We start from the raw sequence: 19639 nt of genomic DNA, 5'->3' as shown, positions 1-19639 counted from the left end.
TAGGGAACTGCTTTAAATCAATGACTTAGCGCACAGCACTCCAGTACCCGGAAGTCGCGAATCAAAACTCACGACTTCCCTAGTAGGGAACCGTTAAAAATCATGGACTTAACCAAAGAGCCAGGAATGATCATGAACTGATTCGACTGCAGGAAAAACAAAAGCCTTCGGCGGGAACCGAAGGCTTTTGAGTAACCGGGCTTCGCTGTCGCTTGCCCACCGCTGCATTTCTCCGACGGGAATCGGATAAAGGCCCAACACCTCGAAGTGTAGCGGATAGCGATCGGCAGTCAAGCGTTTCTCTTCCATTTTGAAGAAATGGACGTGTGACATGCTTATCGCGCAACTTTCCGTTGCTGGCGAGGGGGACTTGTACCTTCTTCCACCCTCCGACGACTCCGTTGACATCGACCAAACCGCGCTGGATGAATTTCTCGCCGGTCAATCAAATCTCCCTTGGGTTGTATTTCGGGCCGCTCATCGTGCGGCAAACTTCCCGGCACTCCCTGCTCGAGCCCGAGCTGTGTTGGCCGCACTCGCACGCACGGTTGACGCCAATCGGCCGTACGCCGCCATATTCGCCCGCCGAGAGCTTTTGACGGGACGCGCCATGCAATCGATGCGCACGTTCTATCGAAGCCTGGATGACCTCGAAGTAGCCGGTCTGATTGAACGTGTGCCCCAGAAACGCTTTGGAACCGCAGGGTTGTTTGGGCGCGCCTATCTCCACCTCACGGAAAAGTCCGCGATCGTGCTGGGGTATATGTCTCCGCCAGCGGTGTCTCAGCCGTCCATGGCGCAATCTTCCCCTTCCTCGCTTCCTGACGGATCAGCTGCACGCCTAGCTGATCCGTCTTCGCAGGACGATACGGCACTCAGCGCATCCAGCCATTCGTTTAGCCGGCCGTGTGTCACGGTGGCAGACGGAGCTATATATAAGGATCTATTCCCTAAGAATCAAAAGAGACAACCAGGAGAACTCCCAGCGGATCTCCAGCGCTTGCTGAGTTTGGGTTTTCGTCAATTTTTGATTTTTAAACTCATGCGAGAAGCGAAAGCGCAGGCAAAGCTGCTTTCAGACGTGGTCGAAGCGACCTGGGAGCATCTGAGAAATGCAAAGCGCCCCATAAGCTATCTTCGCGCTCTGCTGCGTTCACCGGTCGATTTTGGACATCAGATTCGCGCCAAGCGACTCGCTGCCGAACGACTGGCCGAGCAGAACGCGCAAACCGCGAATATCGACGCCACTGTGCGTCAGTGCGCCGACCACGTGTTTATCGATAAGGCAAACACTCGCCTCATCACGGTCGCAAGCGCAGCGGATTCGATCAGCGTCCACGACTACCGTGAAGCAAAGCCACGCATCTCGACCGGACAGTGGGCAGCGGCATTCGTCGCTGCGTTGAATGCAAGGGAAGTCATCCGGGCGACGCCCGATCAGATCAACGCATTCCGATTGAAGTGCGACGACAATCAGAATCACCCGCTCCAGGTAAAGGCCACAATGCCGGGCGGAGAAGCGGCGCCGCGGGCCAGAACATCGACGGTCAACGATCGCCTGCGTGAGATGAAGAAGATACTTCGGGCCTCATGTGCCGGTGTTTCCTTGGACACACGTGACGTGCAGCTTGACGTGAGTTCTGGACAAGGCCTGAAGGCAATTGGTTAATGGCGTGCTTCCTTTCGTTTCCTCGGCGTGATGGTCTGGGACGTTCTGCGCGTTCACTGCACGAGGAGCATCGATCGATCAACGTCATCGGCGTGTAACGGGAACAGCAGCCGCATGAGACTTCACGGATGAAGGCTGCACATGTCCCTCGTGATCATTGGCGGAGCGCTTATGCAAGTCGCGTCGGGCGTGGTTAAACATCAAGCCGGCATGCAAGGGAGGATGTTCCGAAGCTACGGAATTTCCAAAAATGGATGGAACAAAACCGGCGCGCACATGCCATGCCAAACCTACGAGTCGTGATGGTCAACGGAATAAAACTTGTAAAATCGCAACTAACGGTCAATCCTAAACGCATCCTTCGACTGTGACGTGCAACCTCAGCTATCAGCCGCGTGGCTCTATCCGCATTCAAACGCGCTCCCTGGCCGCCTACAGCGCGCTAGAAAAGAGAAGTACGAGTCGGACGCCCAGCCGCCATCCGCACACACAAGCGCGAACGGGCCTACAAATCCGGGAATTGATTGGAGTTTTGCCCAAAGATACGGATGTCAGCTGAACCCACCAAAAGCCAACGTCACGATCATTCATTCAAACACGTCGCATCAAGTATCATGCGGGTGGGATCTTTGTCAGACGGGAATACAATAATGACAACCGAAATGGGTTTGGTGCGGCCGGAAACGCTGCGTCATCAAGTGGAGAATGTGCTTCGACAAGCCATCACGTCCGGGCGCTTCGCACCCGGCGCGCGGCTGATCGAACGCGACTTGTGCGAGACGCTGGGCGTCAGCCGGACCTCGGTTCGGGAGGCGCTGCGCCGACTTGAAGCCGAAAAGCTGGTATGTAGCGTGCCGCATAAAGGGCCGGTCGTTGCTATTATGTCCAAGCAGGAGGCCACGGAGCTGTACGCAATCCGAGGTTTGCTCGAAGGATTCGCCGCCGGAGAATTCGCTCGAATTGCAGACGAAGCGGCCATCGCAGAATTCGGAGAAAAAGCGAAGGCCCTGCGGGCACAAGCACTGGCCGGCGACCAAGCAGGCGTGCTCAAGGCGAAGACCGAACTCTACGATGTCCTCCTCAATAACTGCGGCAACGCGCTGGTGAAAGAGATATTGATGAGCCAATACTCGCGGGTCAACCTGCTCCGCGCCACCTCATTGATGCACCCAGATCGCCTCCCAGCCAGTCTTCGTGAAATCGACAAACTATTCAAAGCGTTGAAGGCGCGGGACGCGGAAGGAGCCGCAGCAGCTGCGCGACTACATGTGGCAAATGCGGAGAAAGCAGCAATGCGGATGCTTGATGAAACGGCAGAAGGCCAAGAATAAAGGTTACAGGTTAGAGGGAGCTGACGATCGCCAGCTCCCAAATGGCAAAAGCCGCGCAACTTTGAACAAGGTTATGAAAGAGGCCGTTTCCAACGACAGTTGGAAACGGCCTCTTCCGTTCCAGAGTTGCGACTATCACCCACTGATACCCACTGATCGCGCGTCGAAGCCACCCAATCATCACTAACTGCCTTTTCGTGCGTAAGGCAATCAAACCAGTTTCAAACTCGCCACCGCTCAATGACCGAAATAAATAGAATGCGTTCCGTCCGTTGGGGTAATCGACGAGCGCACGCCCGAATCTGACGTACCGCTCATCGAAGGACCATACGACGTAGCGGCAACGCCGCGCTCCGATTCCACGCGCTGCTCGGCGGCCTGAGCCTGGTTGGGATAAGTCGTACGATCAGCCGCAGGGTTATACCCCGCCTGCTCCATCTGCTGAAGGTCACTTTTCACCTGAGAACGCGTCACTTGCGTGTTGTCCTGAGCGAAGGCGAGCGCTGGAGCGGCGAGTGCTGAGGCGATAACAACGGCAGGAACAAAAGTCTTGAACATGATCGAACTCCCATGAAGTTTGCTAAGCGGATACATGCAAACTGCAGGCCAGGTCAGCGCTCGCTTAAGTTCTTCCCTCGATTTCATTTACTGGGAACAACAATGCGATCATTCTCATCGATTTGGACCCAGCTTCGTTGCGAGCGAGACAACAAATGACATACTTAGGATTGCAGATAATTGTCAAAATTTCCACCAGTACGAAAAGAGCGAAGCCTGTAAGAAAGCGCAAGCAGCGTAAATCTCAGACTATGCAGTACACGAAAGGAACAAATGCTCTGAGCCGCCCACGATATCTCCTAACAGGACTTACATATTTAAATAACTTGTTTTCGCAAATTGACGTAAACGCCTACGATAGTTTCTTGAACGTATCAAATTCATGTCGTGAGCAGCTCACAACCAACAGTCATGACCTACGACGAACCCGCCAGCTCCACGCCCGATTTGCTTACGCGGTCATCTCCCGTGGTGTTGCGCGGCGATGACGCCTATGACCGCATACGCCGCGACCTGCTTTCGTGCAAGCTCATGCCCGGGTCGACCGTGACTGAAAGCCAGCTGATGTCGGAGTACGACATCGGCAAAACGAGTTGCCGTATCGCGCTCGTGCGGCTCGTACATGAGGGCTTCGTTCGTTCTCTGCCGCGACAGGGTTATCGAATTGCAGCGATCACATTGAAAGATGTCGAAGAGGTGTTCGCGCTGCGGGTACAACTCGAACCACTGGCAGCGCGGCTGGCCTGCGGGCGTGTGGACGTTGAATTGCTGCGGCGTCTCGAAGCGGCATGCCGCGTGCCGCATCCGGAGCGGGCGCTGTCGGCGCAAATCGATGTTTTCCTCGACGCGAATCGCGGATTTCATCTGGCGATAGCCGCAGCCAGCGGTAACGAGCGCTTGCATAGAACGCTCGCCAGCTTGCTCGATAAAATGTCGCGTCTCGTCGCGCTTGGCTTTGGAGTGCAGGGCACCAAACCCGAGATCAAGCACGATCACAACGCGATGATCGATGCGTTCATCGCAGGCGATGAACGCCGCGCGGAGACCATTGCGCGCCGACATATAGAGACATTCCAGAGCATGACAATGGAGAAGGTCTACGCGAGTCTTTCCAGCGCGGGGGCATCGTTGCCGCTGTACACAGTGGCGGAGCTTCGCCGATGAGCGCCACCACTTCCGCGGCCATCTCATTGCGCTGTGTCGGGAAAAACTTCGGAACACTAAAGGTTATAGATCACGTTTCGTTCGATGTCGAGCAAGGCGAAATAGTGGCGCTCCTCGGCACCTCGGGATGCGGCAAGAGCACGCTGCTCAATATGGTTGCCGGACTGCTTGAGGCGAGCGAAGGCGAACTCTGGATCGACGGCAATCGCAGCGAAGGGACGAAGGACCGCAATGCTCTCTCGTATATGTTCCAGGAAGACCGGCTGTTGCCCTGGCGCACCGCACGTGCGAATGCGGAGTTCGGTCTTGAAGCGGCGCGTCCCGCGATTCCAGCTCGCGAACGCCACACGCGCGCAAACGCGGTTCTTGATTTGGTAGGACTCCAAGGTTTCGCCGATTCCCACCCGCACCGGTTATCGGGCGGCATGCGCAGCCGCGTTGCGCTTGCACGGAGCCTTGTCACCGGGCCCCGCATCCTTTTGATGGACGAACCGTTCTCAAAGCTCGATCCGCAGATGCGCTCACAAATGCACGACGAACTGCTGCGCATTCATGCCACGCAGCGCATGACCGTGCTGTTCGTGACTCACGACGTGGAGGAAGCGATTGTGCTTGCGGATCGAGTCGTGGTGCTTGCGCCGCGTCCTGGCCGCGTGCGCGAGATTGTCGATGTCAACCTGCCGCGCCCGCGTACCGCCACCGATCCCACCGTGGCCGAGGCGATCCGCCAATTGCGTCTCCTGATCTGACCCATGTCCACTGTTCCGCGTAGTTCGTTCGTTTCAACCGTTGCACAACGCGTGGTCCTCGTTGTCCTGCTGCTCGCGGCATGGTGGCTCGTATCGCTGCGCATGCCGCAGTTCGTATTACCCGGGCCGCTGAGAGTGGCGCACGCATTTGTCGGTCTCGTACAAAGCGGCACGTTCTTCGATGATCTCGGCATCACGCTGTATCGCGTGGTGGCTGGATTTCTACTCGCCGCTGCGGTCGGTGCGCCGCTTGGCATTGCGCTTGGTTCCAGCCCGCGCGTGGCGAATTTCTTCGAGCCGCTGCTATCGATTGTGAACACCGTGTCGTCGGCGATCTGGGCGGTGTTCGCCATCATCTGGTTTGGCATTTCGAACGCGACCACCATCTTCGTCGTGTTCATGACGGCAATGCCGCTGATCCTGACGAATGTATGGCAAGGCGCGCTGACCGTGGACAGGAATCACGTCGAGCTCGCGCGCAGTTTTCGCATGTCGCGAACGCAGATCATGCGCAAGATTTTCATGCCTACCATCCTGCCGCATTTCTTCGCCGGCGCGCGGCTCGCGTTCGGTTTCGGCTGGCGCGTGTCGCTGGTGGCGGAGACGATCGGGTCATCGAATGGCATTGGTTACCGCTTGCGGCAGGCGGCCGATCTCGTGCAAACCGATCAGGTTTTCGCGTGGACCGTCACGCTCGTTGTCCTGATGCTGTTGCTCGAAGCGGGTGTGTTGAAGCCACTCGAGCGCCGCCTGTTTCGATGGAAAAAGACCGACTGATATAACGGGGAACAAGGAACATGAAACGCATTTCATTCTTCAGGCGAGGCGCGGCGGCAGCTGCCGTTGCGACGGCCGCGATGCTCGGCGACTTGCAGACGGCGCACGCTGAACCCATGCGCATCGGCTATTGGACGAGCGGCGTGAGCCTGGGTTTCGGCGCGGTGCTCGAGGCGCAAAAATTTCTGCAGCAGCGCGGCCTCGACGTCACCTTCGTTCGTTTCTCCGACGTCAACGCGCCGAATCGCGCGCTGGCCGCCAACGCGATCGACTTCGCATTCGCGGCGCCCGCAGCCGCTGTTTTCAGCACGGCCGCCGAGGGCGTGCCGTTGAAGATCGTGCTTGCGACTCAACCGGCCGATGTCGAATTCGTTGCGCCGGAGGACTCGCCGATCAAGTCGCTTGCCGACCTCCGTGGCAAGAAAGTCGGCATGTCGCCGCCGGGCAGTTCGGTTGCGGCAATCGCCACCGCGGTGCTGCAGGGCAATGACGGCATCAAGGCCAACGACTTTTCCATCGTCCCAGGAAACGAAGCGCGGCTCGCGCAGTTCCTGGTCCAAAAGCAGGTCGATGCTGCCGCGTTGAGATCGGTAACCATCGCACAACTGAAGGAATTGAAGATCAAGCGGCTCGGCAGTTTTGGCAGTGAATGGAAGAAGCTGACGAAGTCCGATGCAACGCCTTACATAGGCGTGAGCGCGATCCGTGCGGACTACCTCGCCCAGCATCCGCAAGACGTGGCGAAGTTGATCGCGGGCATGCGCACGGCGCTGCAGTGGGGCGCAACGCATCAGAACGATGTAGCCGCAATCTTGCAGAAGAGCGCGAATCTTCCCGCCGAAGACGCGCAAGCGTATGCCTCGCGATGGTCGGACATCAATCGCGTGACCTTCGATCCAATTGACCTCGAGACGCTCAAGCGCGAGCACCAGATATTCGTGGACGGCGGTGTGATCAAAGGCACGCTGCCCACCGATCTCTTCGATACCGGCCCCTATGCCGCGTCGAAATCAATCCAATAACAGGAGCAGACACCGTGACCACCTCCATTCCATCGACCATGAAGGCGCTCGTGCTGAACGAGCACGGCGACCTCGATCAACTCCACGCAGTGACCGACAAACCCGTGCCGAAGGCAACGCCTGGACATGTGGTGATCCGCGTGCGTGCATCGTCGTTCAACTATCACGATGTGTTCACCGTGAAGGGCATGCCGGGCATCAAGGTGCCGTTTCCAGTCGTGATCGGGCTCGACATGGCGGGCGACATCGCGGAGTTGGGCGAGGGCGTGCAAGGGTGGAAGACCGGAGACCGTGTGCTCGTGAACCCGCTGTATCCCGGGAAAGGCTTGATGGGCGAGATGCTCGATGGCGGCATGGCGCAATATTGCCTGGTGTCGGTCGGGCAGTTGCTTCGGTTACCCGACGCCGTGAGCTACGACGCCGCGTCCGCTTTGCCCGTGGCGTACGGCACCGTACACCGCATGCTGGTCACGCACAAGACGGTGAAGGCGGGCGACCGCGTATTGATTCTCGGCGCGAGCGGGGGAGTGGGGACGGCCTGCATTCTGATCGCAAAGCAACTCGGCGCCGAGGTGATCGCGTGCGCCGGCAGCGACGAGAAGTGCGAGCAGCTGAAAGCACTCGGTGCTAATCATACGGTTAACTACAAATCGACCGATTTCTCGAAGTGGGCGATTGGCGAGTACGGCAAGCCGCAGCGCCGGACTTACGAGGGAGGGGTGGACGTCGTGGTGAATTTCACGGGCGGCGACACCTGGGTGCCATCGCTGAAGTGCCTGAAGCGCGGCGGCACGCTGCTCGTGTGCGGCGCGACGGCTGGCCACGCGCCTGCCGAAGACCTTCGATACATCTGGAGCTTTGAGCTGAAGATCATCGGCTCGAACAGTTTCTACGATGAAAACCTGCGCGCGCTGCTCGACCAGATCGCGGCGGGAGAGCTGGTGCCGTCCATCGACCGGACGCTGCCGCTAGAACAAGCGGCCGAAGGACTGCGGCTGATTCGCGACCGCGAAGTGCTGGGCAAGGTCGTGGTCAATCCCTGAATAGTTTGGCGAGAGAAACTGAGGAAAACATCATGAGCGAAGCAACATTGCCGAGCGCGCACGATATTGAGGCGCGTTTGCGGCGAGGTCCTTTTCACGAATGGCTGGGCTTGAAAGTGATATCGGTGAGCGAGGGCGAGATTGAATTGCGTGCGACCTGGCGCGAAGAATGGGTCGTGAATCCCGACAAGGGCTACACGCACGGCGGCATTCTCGCCGCGCTCGTGGACCTGGCGGCGGATTGGGCGCTGGTATCGAAGACTGGACGGGGTGTGCCTACCATCGACCTGCGCGTGGACTATCACCGTGCCGCGTTCCAGGGCGACCTGACCGTGAAGGGGAAGGTGATCAAGTTCGGCTCGCAAGTGTCCGTGTCCGAAGCACAGGTCTTCGATAAAGACGGCAAGCTCGTCGCCAGCGGACGCGGCGCCTATTCAACGGCGACGGCGACGGCGACGGCGACGGCGACGGCGACGGCGACGGCGACGGCGACGGCGACGGCGACGGCGGCGGCAGCGTCAACCCCCTGATGCTGAAGCTCGACCATCTCGTCATCAACACGCGTTTCGATACCGACGCTGCTCAGCACGCTTTCGAGCAACTCGGCTTCACGGTTGCACCGCGCGGGTATCACACGCTCGGGTCGATCAATCACGCGATCGTGTTCGATGACCACTACCTTGAACTCATCGGCTTGCCTGCCAATGGCAAGACCCTGCGCGAGGAGATTGTGTCGAGCCCGCTGGGTCCCGAAGGTCTTGTGTTCCGCATCGACGATCCGGCTGAAACCTTCAATACGCTGTGCCACGCCGGTTTCCACGCGACGCCGCCGCAGACTTTCTCGCGGCCGGTCGAACTTGACGGCGAGTCTCCCGCCGACGCGCGCTTCACCACCGTTCGGTTGAAGCCAGGCCAGCTCGACGGAGGCCGCGTCTATTTCTGCCAGCACCTGACACCCGGCCTCGTGTTCCGTCGCGAGTGGCAGCGCCATCCGAATGGAGCGACGAGTTTGAGCGCGCTGCATCTCGTCGATGTTGCGCCCGAACCGTATGTGCAACTCGGCGAGATCGAGCGGGGCTTCGAACTGGTGTACTGGACGCGAGCGGATTTCGACACGCGGTTTGGCACGACTGCGCAATGCATTACCGTGCGCGGACCGCGTTATGGCGCGATAACGGTCCGCACACCGGGTTGGCGCGCATCGGGCGAGCGCGCGGCTGCAGCGGGTTTCCCTGCCTCCATCGAGTTGAAAAGGGCGCTCGTTGCACTGCCTCGCTTTGATACCTTGCTGGAATTCATACCATGACTTTCCCGATGAATCTCGGCGCGTTGATCGCGCGCGGCGAGGGTAGTGACCGAGGCGCCGACACACTAGCGATCATCGGACTAGACGATGGTTTCAACGAGCGTCAATACACCTTCGCTGAACTCGATACGCTAGCCGACGCAGTGGCGCACACGCTCGCCAGCCGGTACGCTCGAGGCGAACGCATTGCATTACTCGCAGCGAATTCGGCGAACTATGTCGCGACGATGCTGGGCATCATGCGCGCTGGTTTGGTCGCTGTGCCGGTCAACTATAAATTCCCGCGTGTGCTGATTGCGGACGTGATCGCCGACAGCGGTGCGCGTCTCGTCTTCACCGATTCCCAGCGTTTCGCTGACGCTCCCGTTGCGCTGCTGCGCGTGGTGTTCGATGGTCAGCAAGAAGCGATCAACGCCCAACCATTTCAGTCGTTTATCGCGCCCGCAAAATCGCGCGGCTTAAGCTTCGAGCCGGTAGTTCCGCACGAAAAAGAAGCGGCCTTGTTCCTGTATACATCGGGTTCGACGGGACGGCCGAAGGGCGTCGTGCTCTCGCACGCGAGTCATCTCTGGGTGGTTGAGACGCGCTTGAAAGCGCAGCCGCTTGGCGGTGAGCGCGTGCTGATCGCCGCGCCGCTTTATCACATGAACGCGCTCGCGCTCGTGTTTCTTACGCTGGCCGCGCGCGCCACAACCGTATTGATGCCCGCTTTCAACGCCCGCGATTACATTCGCGCGATTGATACTTATCGCTGCACGTGGCTCACTTCCGTGCCACCGATGATCGCCATGATGATGCAGGAGCATGAACTGCTTGCGCGTACGGATTTGTCATCGGTGCGATATGTGCGGATGGGCTCGGCCCCCGTCAGTGGCGCGTTGCTCGAGCGCACGCATGCGCTGCTGCCGAACGCGAAGGTCATCAACGCGTACGGCACGACCGAGGGCGGCCCGGTCGTGTTCGGGCCGCACCCCGCGGGTTTGCTCACGCCGGCGCACGCGATCGGCGCGGCCCATCCGCAAGTGGATCTTCGTCTCATCGATCCCAACGGCGAACTCTCGTGCGAAGGTGAACTGGAGATGCGCAGCCCGGGCCTGATGAATGGATATCACAACCGCCCGGATCTGACGACGCCGATCACGCCGGACGGTTTTTATCGTACCGGCGATGTATTCCGTCGCGACGAAGATGGCTTCTACACGTTCATCGGACGACGCGACGACATGTTCGTTTCCGGCGGCGAAAACATTTTCCCGGGGGACGTGGAAAAGATGCTCGAGCGGCATCCATCGATCCAGCAAGCGAGCGTGATTCCCGTCGACGATGCCATCAAGGGTACGAAACCCGTAGCCTTTGTCGTGCTGAAACAAGGGGCGCAATTGAGCGTGGAGGAGGTGAAAGCGTTCGCGCTGGAACACGCGCCGGCGTACCAGCATCCGCGGCAAGTCTGGTTCGCCGATGCATTTCCGCTCGCGTCGACCAACAAGATCGACCGGGCGGTTTTAAAGCGCGAAGCGGCCAGGCGTCTGGCCGATGAAGGGCGCCATGAAAAGCGCTGAGGACGCATGTATCAAGCTATATCATCGAGTTTGATATATATAAAAACTGGCGATATAGCTTGATATCTGCGCTTCCCAAGTGATGACACGGTGCGTGTTGCGGTTCTGCCCGCATCACGCACGGCGTCTGAACCATCCCGTCAGCGATAAACGGTCGCGCGTCGCGGGCAATACTTCGTGCAGCATGTCGGCGGACAAAAACACTGCGATACGGCTGCCGACCGGCGAGATGTCCCGCGTATCCAAACCTTCCGGGTGCAGCCTCAAAGCCCCGCCATGCTCGGGTAGCCAGTCCGCGTTCAGATAGACGATGACGGATACGGTCCGGCTGTCGTCGTAGCGAAACCGGTCACGATGCTGCATGTATGAAGCACCCGCTGCGTAGAACGCAAAGTGGCTTTCGTAGTCATCGAGACCCAGGAACAGGCCGCGATTCAACGCAACGCGCAGTGTTTCCATGATCGCGAGGTAGCGGTCGCACGCGATCGACTGACCGGCTTCCAGCCACTGGATCCGGTCGCCGCGCACACCAGGTTGCAGCGATTGCGCCGCGCCCTGGCTGACGCGCGCCGGGGTAAGCGCGCCGGCTGCGGCGAGCGCCGCGCATTCCAGCGCGAGCGCGAGGGTCAGATCCGCCGGCAAGAAAATGTCCTGCTCCGACCAGCCATGCTCATGAACGGCATCGACAATATGACGATGCAGGCCATCTGCCGGCGCATCGGAATGCGTCGGCGGTTGTAATCGGATCACTGCGGATTCCTTCGAACGAAGGTGCTGAGTGGAAATTCGGACGGCCGTCCGAGGTGGGCAACGGACTTAAGCGGGGAAACGGATATGCGAAGGTGGGGCTTGGATGGTGCTTTGATCTGAGCTGCGGATTTTAACACCCGGGCCTGCTGGTTCCCGGATGTTCCTTGACGCGGCATTGGCATCGAGGGGCCGGTGTTTTTCCGTTGTCGCGATTACGGCTTAGCGGATTTTTCCCGGCCGCCATGCCCCTGACCTAACCAAGTCACCGCTTCAAATCCGAGCCGCATCAACCGCTTAGATCGCCGCCCGACACGTTATCCACAGGGTTGCCAACATAAACGGTGAATAACCCGCGCGACGGTTTCGCTGCAAGAACACGTCGCGCCAGCCTAAACCGGGATCGGAAAATGCACGCCGGCCCGTTGCGCCGCATTCACGATATGCGCTTCAATTGCACGCCCGGCATGCTCGCTGTCGCGCGCCTTCAACGCTTCGACAATCGCCAGATGCTCGTGATACGTCGACAGCACCAGTTCCCGCCGATAAAACGGCAAACGCTGGCTCTCTTTCATGATGTCGGCGCTGCCGCGCAGGATCGATTCAATCGCCGTATTGCCCGCGAGGCTCACGATCCGCATATGGAACGCGAAGTCGAGTTGCGCGGCTTCATCGAGTTCGGCGCAGGTCAGCGCGCTTTGCAGCGAGTCGAGGTTGTCCTGCAGCCAGACAATGTCCGCGTCCCCAATCGCCGGCGCCGCTAATCGGGCGACAAACCCTTCGAGCGCGAAACGCATCTGGTAGGTGTCGGGCAGCGACGCCTGATCGGCGAAACGCCACGCGTGCGCGCCGGCCGCCTCGGCGCTATTCACATACACGCCTTTGCCGGGACGAATATTCAGCATCCCGAGCGCTTCGAGCGTGGAGAGCGCTTCACGCAGCGAGGCGCGGCTGATCGCCAGTTCCTCCGATAACTGCCGCTGCGCCGGCAGCAGACTTCCCACGGGATAAACGCTCGTCTCGATCCGCTCACGAATGGTCGCGATGGCGGCATCGGTCACGGTATGCGGAAGATTTTTCATAGGATGGTTAAGAGTGGCGCGGTCTGACCGCCATTGTAGGCGTGCCGTCGCCAAGCGTCTGCTTCAACATTCAATCCCCCGACGAATCGCGCACAAAAAGCCGGGTAAACCGCTAGAAATCGGCCCTTGACTCCACTATATCGGCTTTCTAATATTCCTCATCAGCAACTGGTCCGACCAGTCTGAACAGTTAGCATAGTCACCAATCCCGTGCCGTGCGACATCGAGGAGACACACCGTGTTGAGATTTCTTAATTCCCTGTTTGGGCGAGTCATGATTGCGCTGGTCGCGGGCATTGTGATCGGCGCGGTGTTTCCCCACTTCGCGCAGACGCTGAGGCCGCTCGGCGACGGTTTCCTCAAGCTCATCAAGATGGTGATCGGGCCAATCGTGTTCTGCGTGGTCGTCTCGGGCATGGCAAGCGCGGGGAACCTCAAGAAGGTCGGGCGCGTCGGGTTGAAGTCGGTGATCTACTTCGAGGTGATGACCACGATCGCGCTCGTCATCGGCGCCGTGCTCGCGTATGCGACGCGACCGGGCGCAGGCATGAATATCGACCTGCATACGCTCGATGCCGGCTCGCTTGCCACCTACACGGAGCACGCAAAAAGCCTGAAGGATACGGCCGGCTTCCTGCTCAAGATCATCCCCGATACCGCCACTGACGCCTTCGCGAAGGGCGACATCCTGCAAGTGCTCGTGTTCTCCGTCCTGTTCGGCGCGGCGCTTTCGCTGCTAGGCGAGAAGGCGCAGCGCGTGACGAGTCTTATCGATGAACTCTCGCACGTGTTTTTCCGCATCATGGGCTTCATCATCACGCTCGCGCCGCTCGGCGTGCTCGGTGCAATTGCGTTCACGACCGGGACGTATGGTATCGAGTCGCTGAAGCAACTCGGCATGCTGGTGGTCGTGTTCTATGTGAGCTGCTTCCTGTTCGTGTTCGTCGTGCTCGGCGTGGTGATGCGGCTCACCGGTTTCAGCATCTTCAAGCTCGTTCGATATCTGCGCGAAGAACTGTTGATCGTGCTTGGCACCGCCTCGTCGGACGCCGTGCTGCCGCAGATCATGCGCAAGCTCGAATGGATGGGCGTGAAGGATTCCACCGTCGGACTCGTGATCCCGACGGGTTATTCGTTCAACCTCGACGGCTTCTCGATCTATCTCACGCTTGCCGTGATCTTCATCGCGCAGGCCACCAACACGCCGCTGTCGATCCACGACCTGATCGTGGTGGTGCTGGTGTCGCTGGTGACATCGAAGGGCGCGCATGGCATTCCAGGCTCAGCCATCGTGATCCTGGCCGCCACGCTCTCCGCGATTCCCGCCATCCCCGTGCTCGGCCTTGTGCTGATCCTGCCGGTGGACTGGTTCGTCGGCATTGCGCGTGCCGTCACGAACCTGATCGGCAACTGCGTCGCGACGGTGGTCGTGGCCGTGTGGGAAAAAGATATCGACCGGGTCCGCGCCACGCGCGTGTTGAATCAGGATGCCGAACTAATTTTCGTCCCCGCCGATCACATCGGCGCAAACCATGGCCATGGCCACGAACCCGCGCACGCAGTCTGAGCGCGCCGTGTTCATCGCCATTCCCTGAATCGTTTTAAAGGAACCACTTTCATGGCTAGTCCCGTACTCGACCCGAACGCTCCGGCATTTACCCGCCGCTTCATGAACCTCGCCGATCCGCGTCTCGGCGCCACGGCGCTCTTCGCCAGCGATGAATTCTTCGCGTCCAAGGAGCGCATGCTCGACCCGCAGCCGGCGGTTTTCATTCCGGGTAAATACGACGATAACGGCAAGTGGATGGACGGTTGGGAAACGCGCCGCAAGCGCACCAATGGCTACGATTTCTGCATCGTCAAGCTGGCGCGGCCGGGCACCATTCACGGCGTTGACCTGGATACGAGTCACTTCACCGGCAACTTCCCGCCGGCAGCATCAATCGATGCCTGCATGAGTGACAGCGCCACGCCGCAAGATGATGCCGACTGGCGCGAGATCGTGCCGGCGACCACGCTGCAAGGCAACCAGCATCACTATGTTTCGATCGCCGATGCCCGCGCTTACACGCACCTGCGCGTGAACATTTATCCCGATGGCGGCATCGCGCGCTTGCGGGTGTACGGCCAGCCGAAAGTGGACTGGACGCGCGTTGAACGCGGCTCGCGACTCGATCTGGCTGCTATCGAAAACGGCGCTTATCTGGTCGCGGCGAACAACCAGCATTTCGGGCCAGCGTCGCAGATGCTGATGCCCGGGCGTGGCGTGGATATGGGCGATGGGTGGGAAACGCGGCGCCGCCGTGAGCCCGGCAACGACTGGGCGATCGTGGCGCTGGCGCACCCCGGCGTGATCCACGCGGTCGAAGTCGATACGGCCCACTTCAAGGGCAATTTCCCCGATGGATGTTCGCTGCAGGCAGCACGCGTTGCGGGCGGCACGGACGAGTCGCTCGTTACGCAGGCCATGTTCTGGCCGGTTCTGTTGCCGCAACAGAAGTTGTCGGCGGACAATATCCATCGATTCGAAAACGAAGTGGCCGCGCTAGGCCCCGTCACGCACGTTCGCTTCAACATGTTCCCGGACGGCGGCGTGTCGCGCTTGCGCCTGTTCGGTGCCATCGAGTAAGACGACATGAACACGCTTAACACGCTTACGCTCGAACCCCTGACGCGCGCGGCGTTTAAACCGTTCGGCGATGTCATCGAACTCGACGGCGCGCAGCATTTCCCGATCAACGGCGGCACGACCGAGCGTTTCCACGATCTGGCGTGCGTGGATGTTGGCGCGGACGAGGGCGGCCGGCCGCTCATCAATGTATTCCGAGGGCAGCCGCGCGCACAACCGGTCGAGATCTCGATGATGGAGCGTCACCCGCTGGGCAGTCAGGCATTTCTGCCGCTTGGCGTGGCGTCATATCTGGTGGTTGTCGCGCCAGCAGGTGAATTCGATGCCTCGAAACTGCGCGCATTTTTCACGCGCGGCTGGCAGGGCGTGAACTATGCGCGGGGCGTCTGGCATCATCCGTTGATCGTGCTGGATGCGGCGGCGGATTTTATCGTGGTGGATCGTGGCGGGGAGGACGCGAATTGTGAGGAAACCTACCTATCTGAGCACTTGCGGCTGATCGAGGGCGAACTCGTTTGTTCATCTGCGGCGTGAAAGCGTATATCCGGGCCTGTGCTTTTGTTTTTGGAGCATGGCCCGGCATCGTCATATAAGCCCTTGCTCCATGCGTTATTCTGGATGCATCCCGCTTCCATGCGGAGCGAAACCAGATGATGGAAGGCATTGGCAAATGACACAGAACATCTACGACAACCCTGCGTTCTTCGAGGGTTACAGCAAGCTGGTCCGCTCGGTGCAGGGACTGGCGGGCGCACCGGAATGGCCTGCGCTCATGGCTCTGCTTCCGCCGATGCGCGGCCTCAGGGTCGTGGATCTTGGTTGCGGTTATGGCTGGTTCTGCCGTTGGGCAGGCGAGCAGGGAGCGGCGTCCGTCCTCGGTCTCGACGTGTCCGAAAAGATGCTGGAACGCGCGAGATCGTCATCTGCGGACCCGGCGATCACCTATGCAGGAATGGGGACCGACAGATGAAGAGGTCGCCGCGCGCCCCGAACTGGCGGAGGAGCGCGAGCGTCCCATGATGTTGCTGGTATCCGCGAGCCGGTAAGCGTCCTATGAGCGGCTTCAGAGACTAGGGCTGCATGGCAGCTATGACACCCTCTTGCCCGGTATCGAGGCCCGATGAACCCCACACGTCCGGGGCCGCGCTTGCGCACACCCGATTACGCCCGGCGTTTTTTGCGCGATACAACTGCGCGTCGGCGGCGCCCACGAGGCTTTCCTCGGTCACGAAGGTTGAATCGGATTCACCTGCGCAATTCAGCGCCACAACACCAAAACTCGCGGTGGAACGTACCTCGCGGCCGTCCCACGCGCGCGTGGTCGTCAATTCCAGCGACTGGCGCATCCGCTCGGCGAGCATCGTCGCGCCCGCGAGATCCGTTTGCGGAAGCAGCAACAGGAATTCCTCGCCGCCGTAGCGGATCACGCTGTCGACCTGATGCCGCGTGTGGGCAAGCAACATGGCCGCAAAGGTGCGCAAGACGGCGTCGCCCGCGGGGTGCCCGTAGGTATCGTTGATCTGCTTGAAGTGGTCGATGTCGCACAGGATCACCGCGAGCTTGAGCTTGTATCGGCGGGTGCGCTGGAGCTCGGCGGCGAACAAAACATCAGTCAGGTAGCGGCGGTTGAAGCAGCCGGTGAGATAGTCGCGCACCGAGAGATTGCGCAGCATGGCGTGCTGGCAGAACTGGTCGCGGATCAGGCAATTATGGCGGCGAGCCATCACATAACCGAGAGCGTTGGTGAAAACAAGCAGCATGGACGATGTCAGCAACGCCGACGGGTCCAGCGCCTTGGACGCGGCGGAGATGGCGACAAATCCGGCTGTTGCGGCGAGCGCGATGAGTAACGCCCAGATCAGCTTGTTCGGGATGAAGTTATAAACCACGATCAGCATGATGCCCATGGACATGCAGTGCACCGTCATGCCGGTCGGACGCAGCCATGTGATCGCCATGAAGGCCGCGAAGCCGACCACTTCGACCGCGCTCGCGGCCATGCGCAGGGATGTCACTGAAACTTGCCGCAAGCTTGCAATGCGTAAGCTCACCACGCACGTCAACGCGACGAAGCAGCGGGCCAGGAACAGCACAAGGGTCGTGCGGGTGTAACCGAGGGCACTGATGTCCGTCACCACGAAAGCGACGTAGAACACGCTGCAAAATAACAGCGCGCGCACGAGCGCAGCATGGTTTGCGATCCGGTGATGACGCTGAAACTCATGTTCCACCGACGGGTCTTCAAACTCGGACCACAGGCGGTCAAGTCTGAAATTCGTCTCGGTGTCAAACCGTGAAATTTCACTCAGTTCTGCCATCGCTCGCCATGTCGGATGTCGCGGTTGGGGCAACATGATAAGTCATTTCATTGATTTACCCGATGGCCCGGCGAGCATGACCTCGCCCGCAAACCTGGCAGCGATTCCGTCCAGTGTGTCACCCAACCGTATACCTGCGCCGGATCGGCCTGACCGCGAGGCGGCCATGCGGCGAATAGCGTAAAACCGGGCACCTCGGTATCGACGCGCGGCCCAGCCATTTCCCGGCCTGGGCCCTTCAGGATGTGCCGAAAGGAGTCGATATCCCGGACACGGGACTGAAAGTCCGGTCCGGAGATTGGAGAATTCCACGCGGCCTGTCGCACGGAATTCCGAGGTGAACGTATGCAAAAGAAACTGTTCGTCACGGTAGCCGCCGCGCTGATGTCTTCTCTGGGCGCGCTGCATCCCGAATCCGCATGTGCCGCCGATGCTGCAGCCTCGGCCTATGAAGACTCGACCGTCGATGCATCTCTCGATTTCGGCGAAGAGCGCGTTTCCGCCGATGGCGACAATCAGGCGCGCCTGAAGGACCTGCGCTACGCGTATTTCATCGGCTATAACGCGCGCGCCAGGGAGGACTCGAAATCCTATGCGACCTTGGGTGACGAGGTGAAACATCAGCAGAAGCAGCTTGTCGCGCCTGCCATGCCCGCACCGCCGAAACCGGTTGCCGAACGGGTTGCGCCGCCAAGGCGGGCCGTAGCGCAAGCCGCATCGCCAAGACAAGTATCCGCACCGGTCGTACCGCCGAAGCGAATTGCTGCCGCGCGAGTCACACCCTCCAGGCAGGTCGTCGCACAAGCTGAACCTGTTCCGCTGAAGCGCGTTCTCGCGCAAGCCGCGCCCGTGCCGCAGAAGCACGTTTACGCGCAAGTCGAGTCTGTGCCGCCGAGGCGGGTCGTAGCGCCCGTCGTTTCATTGAAGCAGGCTTCGATGCAGATCACGCCGCGTAAGCGGGCTGAAGTGCAACCCGTCTCTCTGAAGCAGGTTTCTACACGGACTACGCCGCCGAAGCTGTATGCCACCGAATCCGAGCCGCCGATACTGATTCCGACGCAAGCCGTGAGGGTATTGCCGGAATCAAAATCGGACAATGACGATGAGGCGCAGGTAACGCAGAGCCGCAATTCGCAGAAGGCTCAGCGGGCGGTGCCGCAGTACCGGCAGGCCGATGAGGAATCGCAATACGCCGCGGAGCAGCGAGCTCAAGCGACTCCAGCGGCTCAAGCAGCGCAACCTCGGCAATATCAGCAATATCAGAACAGGCAGCCCCAGCAATACGCTGCGGCGCCGGCCTATAACCAAGCGTCAACAGAGTCTCAGCAGGAAGGTGGGTACGCAGGGCGGGAATACGGGCCGCCGCCCTTGCCGCCTCGAACCGTTCAGGCTAGCCGGTACGCGTCCGCGCAGTACCAACCGGCCTACGCGCAGCCCGCCTACGTACCTCGGCCGCCCCCTCAGGCCGCGGCACAGCAGGTCGTCATAGTGGGCCGCGCGCCTGCCTATCCGTCATATAACCAGATGTACACGCCGCCTGAACTTCGGCGACCGTACCCCGCCGGTTACGGCAATCCGGCGCAGCCAGCCGGGTATCAGGGATGGGAGTAGGCGGCTCATTCACATGAGCCGCCGGGCGAGCTAACCCGCGTACGCAACAGGCCGCTACAAGCGGCCTGTTTGCA

General features: G+C 60.0%; 18 protein-coding genes and 1 pseudogene. 15 read left to right on the top strand and 4 right to left on the bottom strand.

Translation table 11 applies throughout. The features are described from left to right. The first annotated feature begins 331 nt into the window (after nt 1-331). Nucleotides 332-1669 (top strand): replication protein O, encoded by a 1338-nt coding sequence (locus ACSQ83_RS29195; RefSeq protein ID WP_436230535.1) that lies wholly within the window; start codon nt 332-334, stop codon nt 1667-1669. A gap of 650 nt (nt 1670-2319) precedes the next feature. Beyond that, nucleotides 2320-3000, top strand: a complete 681-nt coding sequence (locus ACSQ83_RS29190; protein WP_436230534.1) for a GntR family transcriptional regulator — start codon at nt 2320-2322, stop codon at nt 2998-3000. Between the two features lie 237 nt (nt 3001-3237). Here ACSQ83_RS29190 and ACSQ83_RS29185 read toward each other — a convergent pair whose 3' ends face one another. Beyond that, a complete protein-coding gene (locus ACSQ83_RS29185) occupies nt 3238-3558 on the bottom strand; it encodes a DUF4148 domain-containing protein (RefSeq protein WP_414951560.1) in 321 nt (106 codons plus the stop codon). A gap of 411 nt (nt 3559-3969) precedes the next feature. On the opposite strand from ACSQ83_RS29185, the gene ACSQ83_RS29180 reads away from it, so the two are divergent. From ACSQ83_RS29180 to ACSQ83_RS29145, 8 genes are read left to right on the top strand one after another with little or no spacing between them, the layout of a single operon-like run. Further along, on the top strand, nt 3970-4722 hold the full coding sequence (locus ACSQ83_RS29180; RefSeq protein WP_436230533.1) for a GntR family transcriptional regulator: 753 nt from the start codon (nt 3970-3972) through the stop codon (nt 4720-4722). Next, nucleotides 4719-5471, top strand: a complete 753-nt coding sequence (locus tag ACSQ83_RS29175; RefSeq protein WP_436230532.1) for an ABC transporter ATP-binding protein — start codon at nt 4719-4721, stop codon at nt 5469-5471. Before ACSQ83_RS29180 ends, ACSQ83_RS29175 begins: the two co-directional genes overlap by 4 nt. A gap of 3 nt (nt 5472-5474) precedes the next feature. Then, on the top strand, nt 5475-6248 hold the full coding sequence (locus tag ACSQ83_RS29170) for an ABC transporter permease (protein ID WP_414966344.1): 774 nt from the start codon (nt 5475-5477) through the stop codon (nt 6246-6248). A gap of 20 nt (nt 6249-6268) precedes the next feature. Continuing rightward, nucleotides 6269-7270, top strand: coding sequence for an ABC transporter substrate-binding protein (locus ACSQ83_RS29165; RefSeq protein ID WP_436230531.1), 1002 nt, complete (start codon nt 6269-6271; stop codon nt 7268-7270). A gap of 38 nt (nt 7271-7308) precedes the next feature. Then, a complete protein-coding gene (locus ACSQ83_RS29160) occupies nt 7309-8313 on the top strand; it encodes a quinone oxidoreductase family protein (protein ID WP_436230569.1) in 1005 nt (334 codons plus the stop codon). A gap of 32 nt (nt 8314-8345) precedes the next feature. Further along, nucleotides 8346-8843 (top strand): PaaI family thioesterase, encoded by a 498-nt coding sequence (locus tag ACSQ83_RS29155; protein ID WP_436230530.1) that lies wholly within the window; start codon nt 8346-8348, stop codon nt 8841-8843. Continuing rightward, a complete protein-coding gene (locus tag ACSQ83_RS29150; RefSeq protein WP_436230529.1) occupies nt 8843-9619 on the top strand; it encodes a VOC family protein in 777 nt (258 codons plus the stop codon). Before ACSQ83_RS29155 ends, ACSQ83_RS29150 begins: the two co-directional genes overlap by 1 nt. Next, nucleotides 9616-11178, top strand: coding sequence for a class I adenylate-forming enzyme family protein (locus ACSQ83_RS29145; RefSeq protein WP_436230528.1), 1563 nt, complete (start codon nt 9616-9618; stop codon nt 11176-11178). Before ACSQ83_RS29150 ends, ACSQ83_RS29145 begins: the two co-directional genes overlap by 4 nt. Nucleotides 11179-11292: 114 nt before the next feature. On the opposite strand, the gene ACSQ83_RS29140 is transcribed toward ACSQ83_RS29145, so the two are convergent. Continuing rightward, nucleotides 11293-11928, bottom strand: coding sequence for a 2OG-Fe(II) oxygenase (locus tag ACSQ83_RS29140; RefSeq protein ID WP_436230527.1), 636 nt, complete (start codon nt 11926-11928; stop codon nt 11293-11295). Between the two features lie 389 nt (nt 11929-12317). Beyond that, a complete protein-coding gene (locus ACSQ83_RS29135; protein ID WP_158938430.1) occupies nt 12318-13007 on the bottom strand; it encodes a FadR/GntR family transcriptional regulator in 690 nt (229 codons plus the stop codon). Nucleotides 13008-13245: 238 nt separating this feature from the next. On the opposite strand from ACSQ83_RS29135, the gene ACSQ83_RS29130 reads away from it, so the two are divergent. The 4 genes and pseudogenes from ACSQ83_RS29130 to ACSQ83_RS29115 form a co-directional block, all read left to right on the top strand. Beyond that, on the top strand, nt 13246-14574 hold the full coding sequence (locus tag ACSQ83_RS29130; protein WP_436230526.1) for a C4-dicarboxylate transporter DctA: 1329 nt from the start codon (nt 13246-13248) through the stop codon (nt 14572-14574). 51 nt (nt 14575-14625) lie between these two features. Next, a complete protein-coding gene (alc, locus tag ACSQ83_RS29125) occupies nt 14626-15636 on the top strand; it encodes an allantoicase (protein ID WP_436230525.1) in 1011 nt (336 codons plus the stop codon). Between the two features lie 6 nt (nt 15637-15642). Further along, nucleotides 15643-16170 carry an ureidoglycolate lyase gene (locus ACSQ83_RS29120; protein ID WP_436230524.1) on the top strand — a complete coding sequence of 176 codons (528 nt, stop codon included), beginning with the start codon at nt 15643-15645 and terminating at the stop codon, nt 16168-16170. 136 nt (nt 16171-16306) lie between these two features. Further along, nucleotides 16307-16603, top strand: a pseudogene (locus ACSQ83_RS29115) (class I SAM-dependent methyltransferase); the annotation flags it as partial. 103 nt (nt 16604-16706) lie between these two features. Here the strand turns inward: ACSQ83_RS29115 and ACSQ83_RS29110 are convergent. Beyond that, nucleotides 16707-17954 (bottom strand): GGDEF domain-containing protein, encoded by a 1248-nt coding sequence (locus ACSQ83_RS29110; protein ID WP_414951575.1) that lies wholly within the window; start codon nt 17952-17954, stop codon nt 16707-16709. Between the two features lie 345 nt (nt 17955-18299). On the opposite strand from ACSQ83_RS29110, the gene ACSQ83_RS29105 reads away from it, so the two are divergent. Next, complete coding sequence (locus ACSQ83_RS29105; protein WP_436230523.1) at nt 18300-19565, top strand: hypothetical protein; 1266 nt, start codon at nt 18300-18302, stop codon at nt 19563-19565. Nucleotides 19566-19639 lie beyond the last annotated feature (74 nt).

Source organism: Caballeronia sp. LjRoot29, from assembly GCF_964252755.1.
GTDB lineage: Bacteria > Pseudomonadota > Gammaproteobacteria > Burkholderiales > Burkholderiaceae > Caballeronia.
This window is presented reverse-complemented; position numbering and strand designations above follow the sequence as displayed.

Excerpts from the sequence above, each read along its gene's own strand:
- ACSQ83_RS29105 (WP_436230523.1), top strand. The coding sequence starts at position 18,300 with ATGCAAAAGAAACTGTTCGTCACGGTAGCCGCCGCGCTGATGTCTTCT.
- ACSQ83_RS29170 (WP_414966344.1), top strand. The coding sequence starts at position 5,475 with ATGTCCACTGTTCCGCGTAGTTCGTTCGTTTCAACCGTTGCACAACGC.
- ACSQ83_RS29110 (WP_414951575.1), bottom strand. The coding sequence starts at position 17,954 with ATGGCAGAACTGAGTGAAATTTCACGGTTTGACACCGAGACGAATTTC.
- ACSQ83_RS29195 (WP_436230535.1), top strand. The coding sequence starts at position 332 with ATGCTTATCGCGCAACTTTCCGTTGCTGGCGAGGGGGACTTGTACCTT.
- ACSQ83_RS29185 (WP_414951560.1), bottom strand. The coding sequence starts at position 3,558 with ATGTTCAAGACTTTTGTTCCTGCCGTTGTTATCGCCTCAGCACTCGCC.
- ACSQ83_RS29190 (WP_436230534.1), top strand. The coding sequence starts at position 2,320 with ATGACAACCGAAATGGGTTTGGTGCGGCCGGAAACGCTGCGTCATCAA.
- ACSQ83_RS29135 (WP_158938430.1), bottom strand. The coding sequence starts at position 13,007 with ATGAAAAATCTTCCGCATACCGTGACCGATGCCGCCATCGCGACCATT.
- ACSQ83_RS29150 (WP_436230529.1), top strand. The coding sequence starts at position 8,843 with ATGCTGAAGCTCGACCATCTCGTCATCAACACGCGTTTCGATACCGAC.
- ACSQ83_RS29165 (WP_436230531.1), top strand. The coding sequence starts at position 6,269 with ATGAAACGCATTTCATTCTTCAGGCGAGGCGCGGCGGCAGCTGCCGTT.
- ACSQ83_RS29145 (WP_436230528.1), top strand. The coding sequence starts at position 9,616 with ATGACTTTCCCGATGAATCTCGGCGCGTTGATCGCGCGCGGCGAGGGT.
- ACSQ83_RS29160 (WP_436230569.1), top strand. The coding sequence starts at position 7,309 with ATGAAGGCGCTCGTGCTGAACGAGCACGGCGACCTCGATCAACTCCAC.
- alc (WP_436230525.1), top strand. The coding sequence starts at position 14,626 with ATGGCTAGTCCCGTACTCGACCCGAACGCTCCGGCATTTACCCGCCGC.
- ACSQ83_RS29120 (WP_436230524.1), top strand. The coding sequence starts at position 15,643 with ATGAACACGCTTAACACGCTTACGCTCGAACCCCTGACGCGCGCGGCG.
- ACSQ83_RS29180 (WP_436230533.1), top strand. The coding sequence starts at position 3,970 with ATGACCTACGACGAACCCGCCAGCTCCACGCCCGATTTGCTTACGCGG.
- ACSQ83_RS29155 (WP_436230530.1), top strand. The coding sequence starts at position 8,346 with ATGAGCGAAGCAACATTGCCGAGCGCGCACGATATTGAGGCGCGTTTG.
- ACSQ83_RS29175 (WP_436230532.1), top strand. The coding sequence starts at position 4,719 with ATGAGCGCCACCACTTCCGCGGCCATCTCATTGCGCTGTGTCGGGAAA.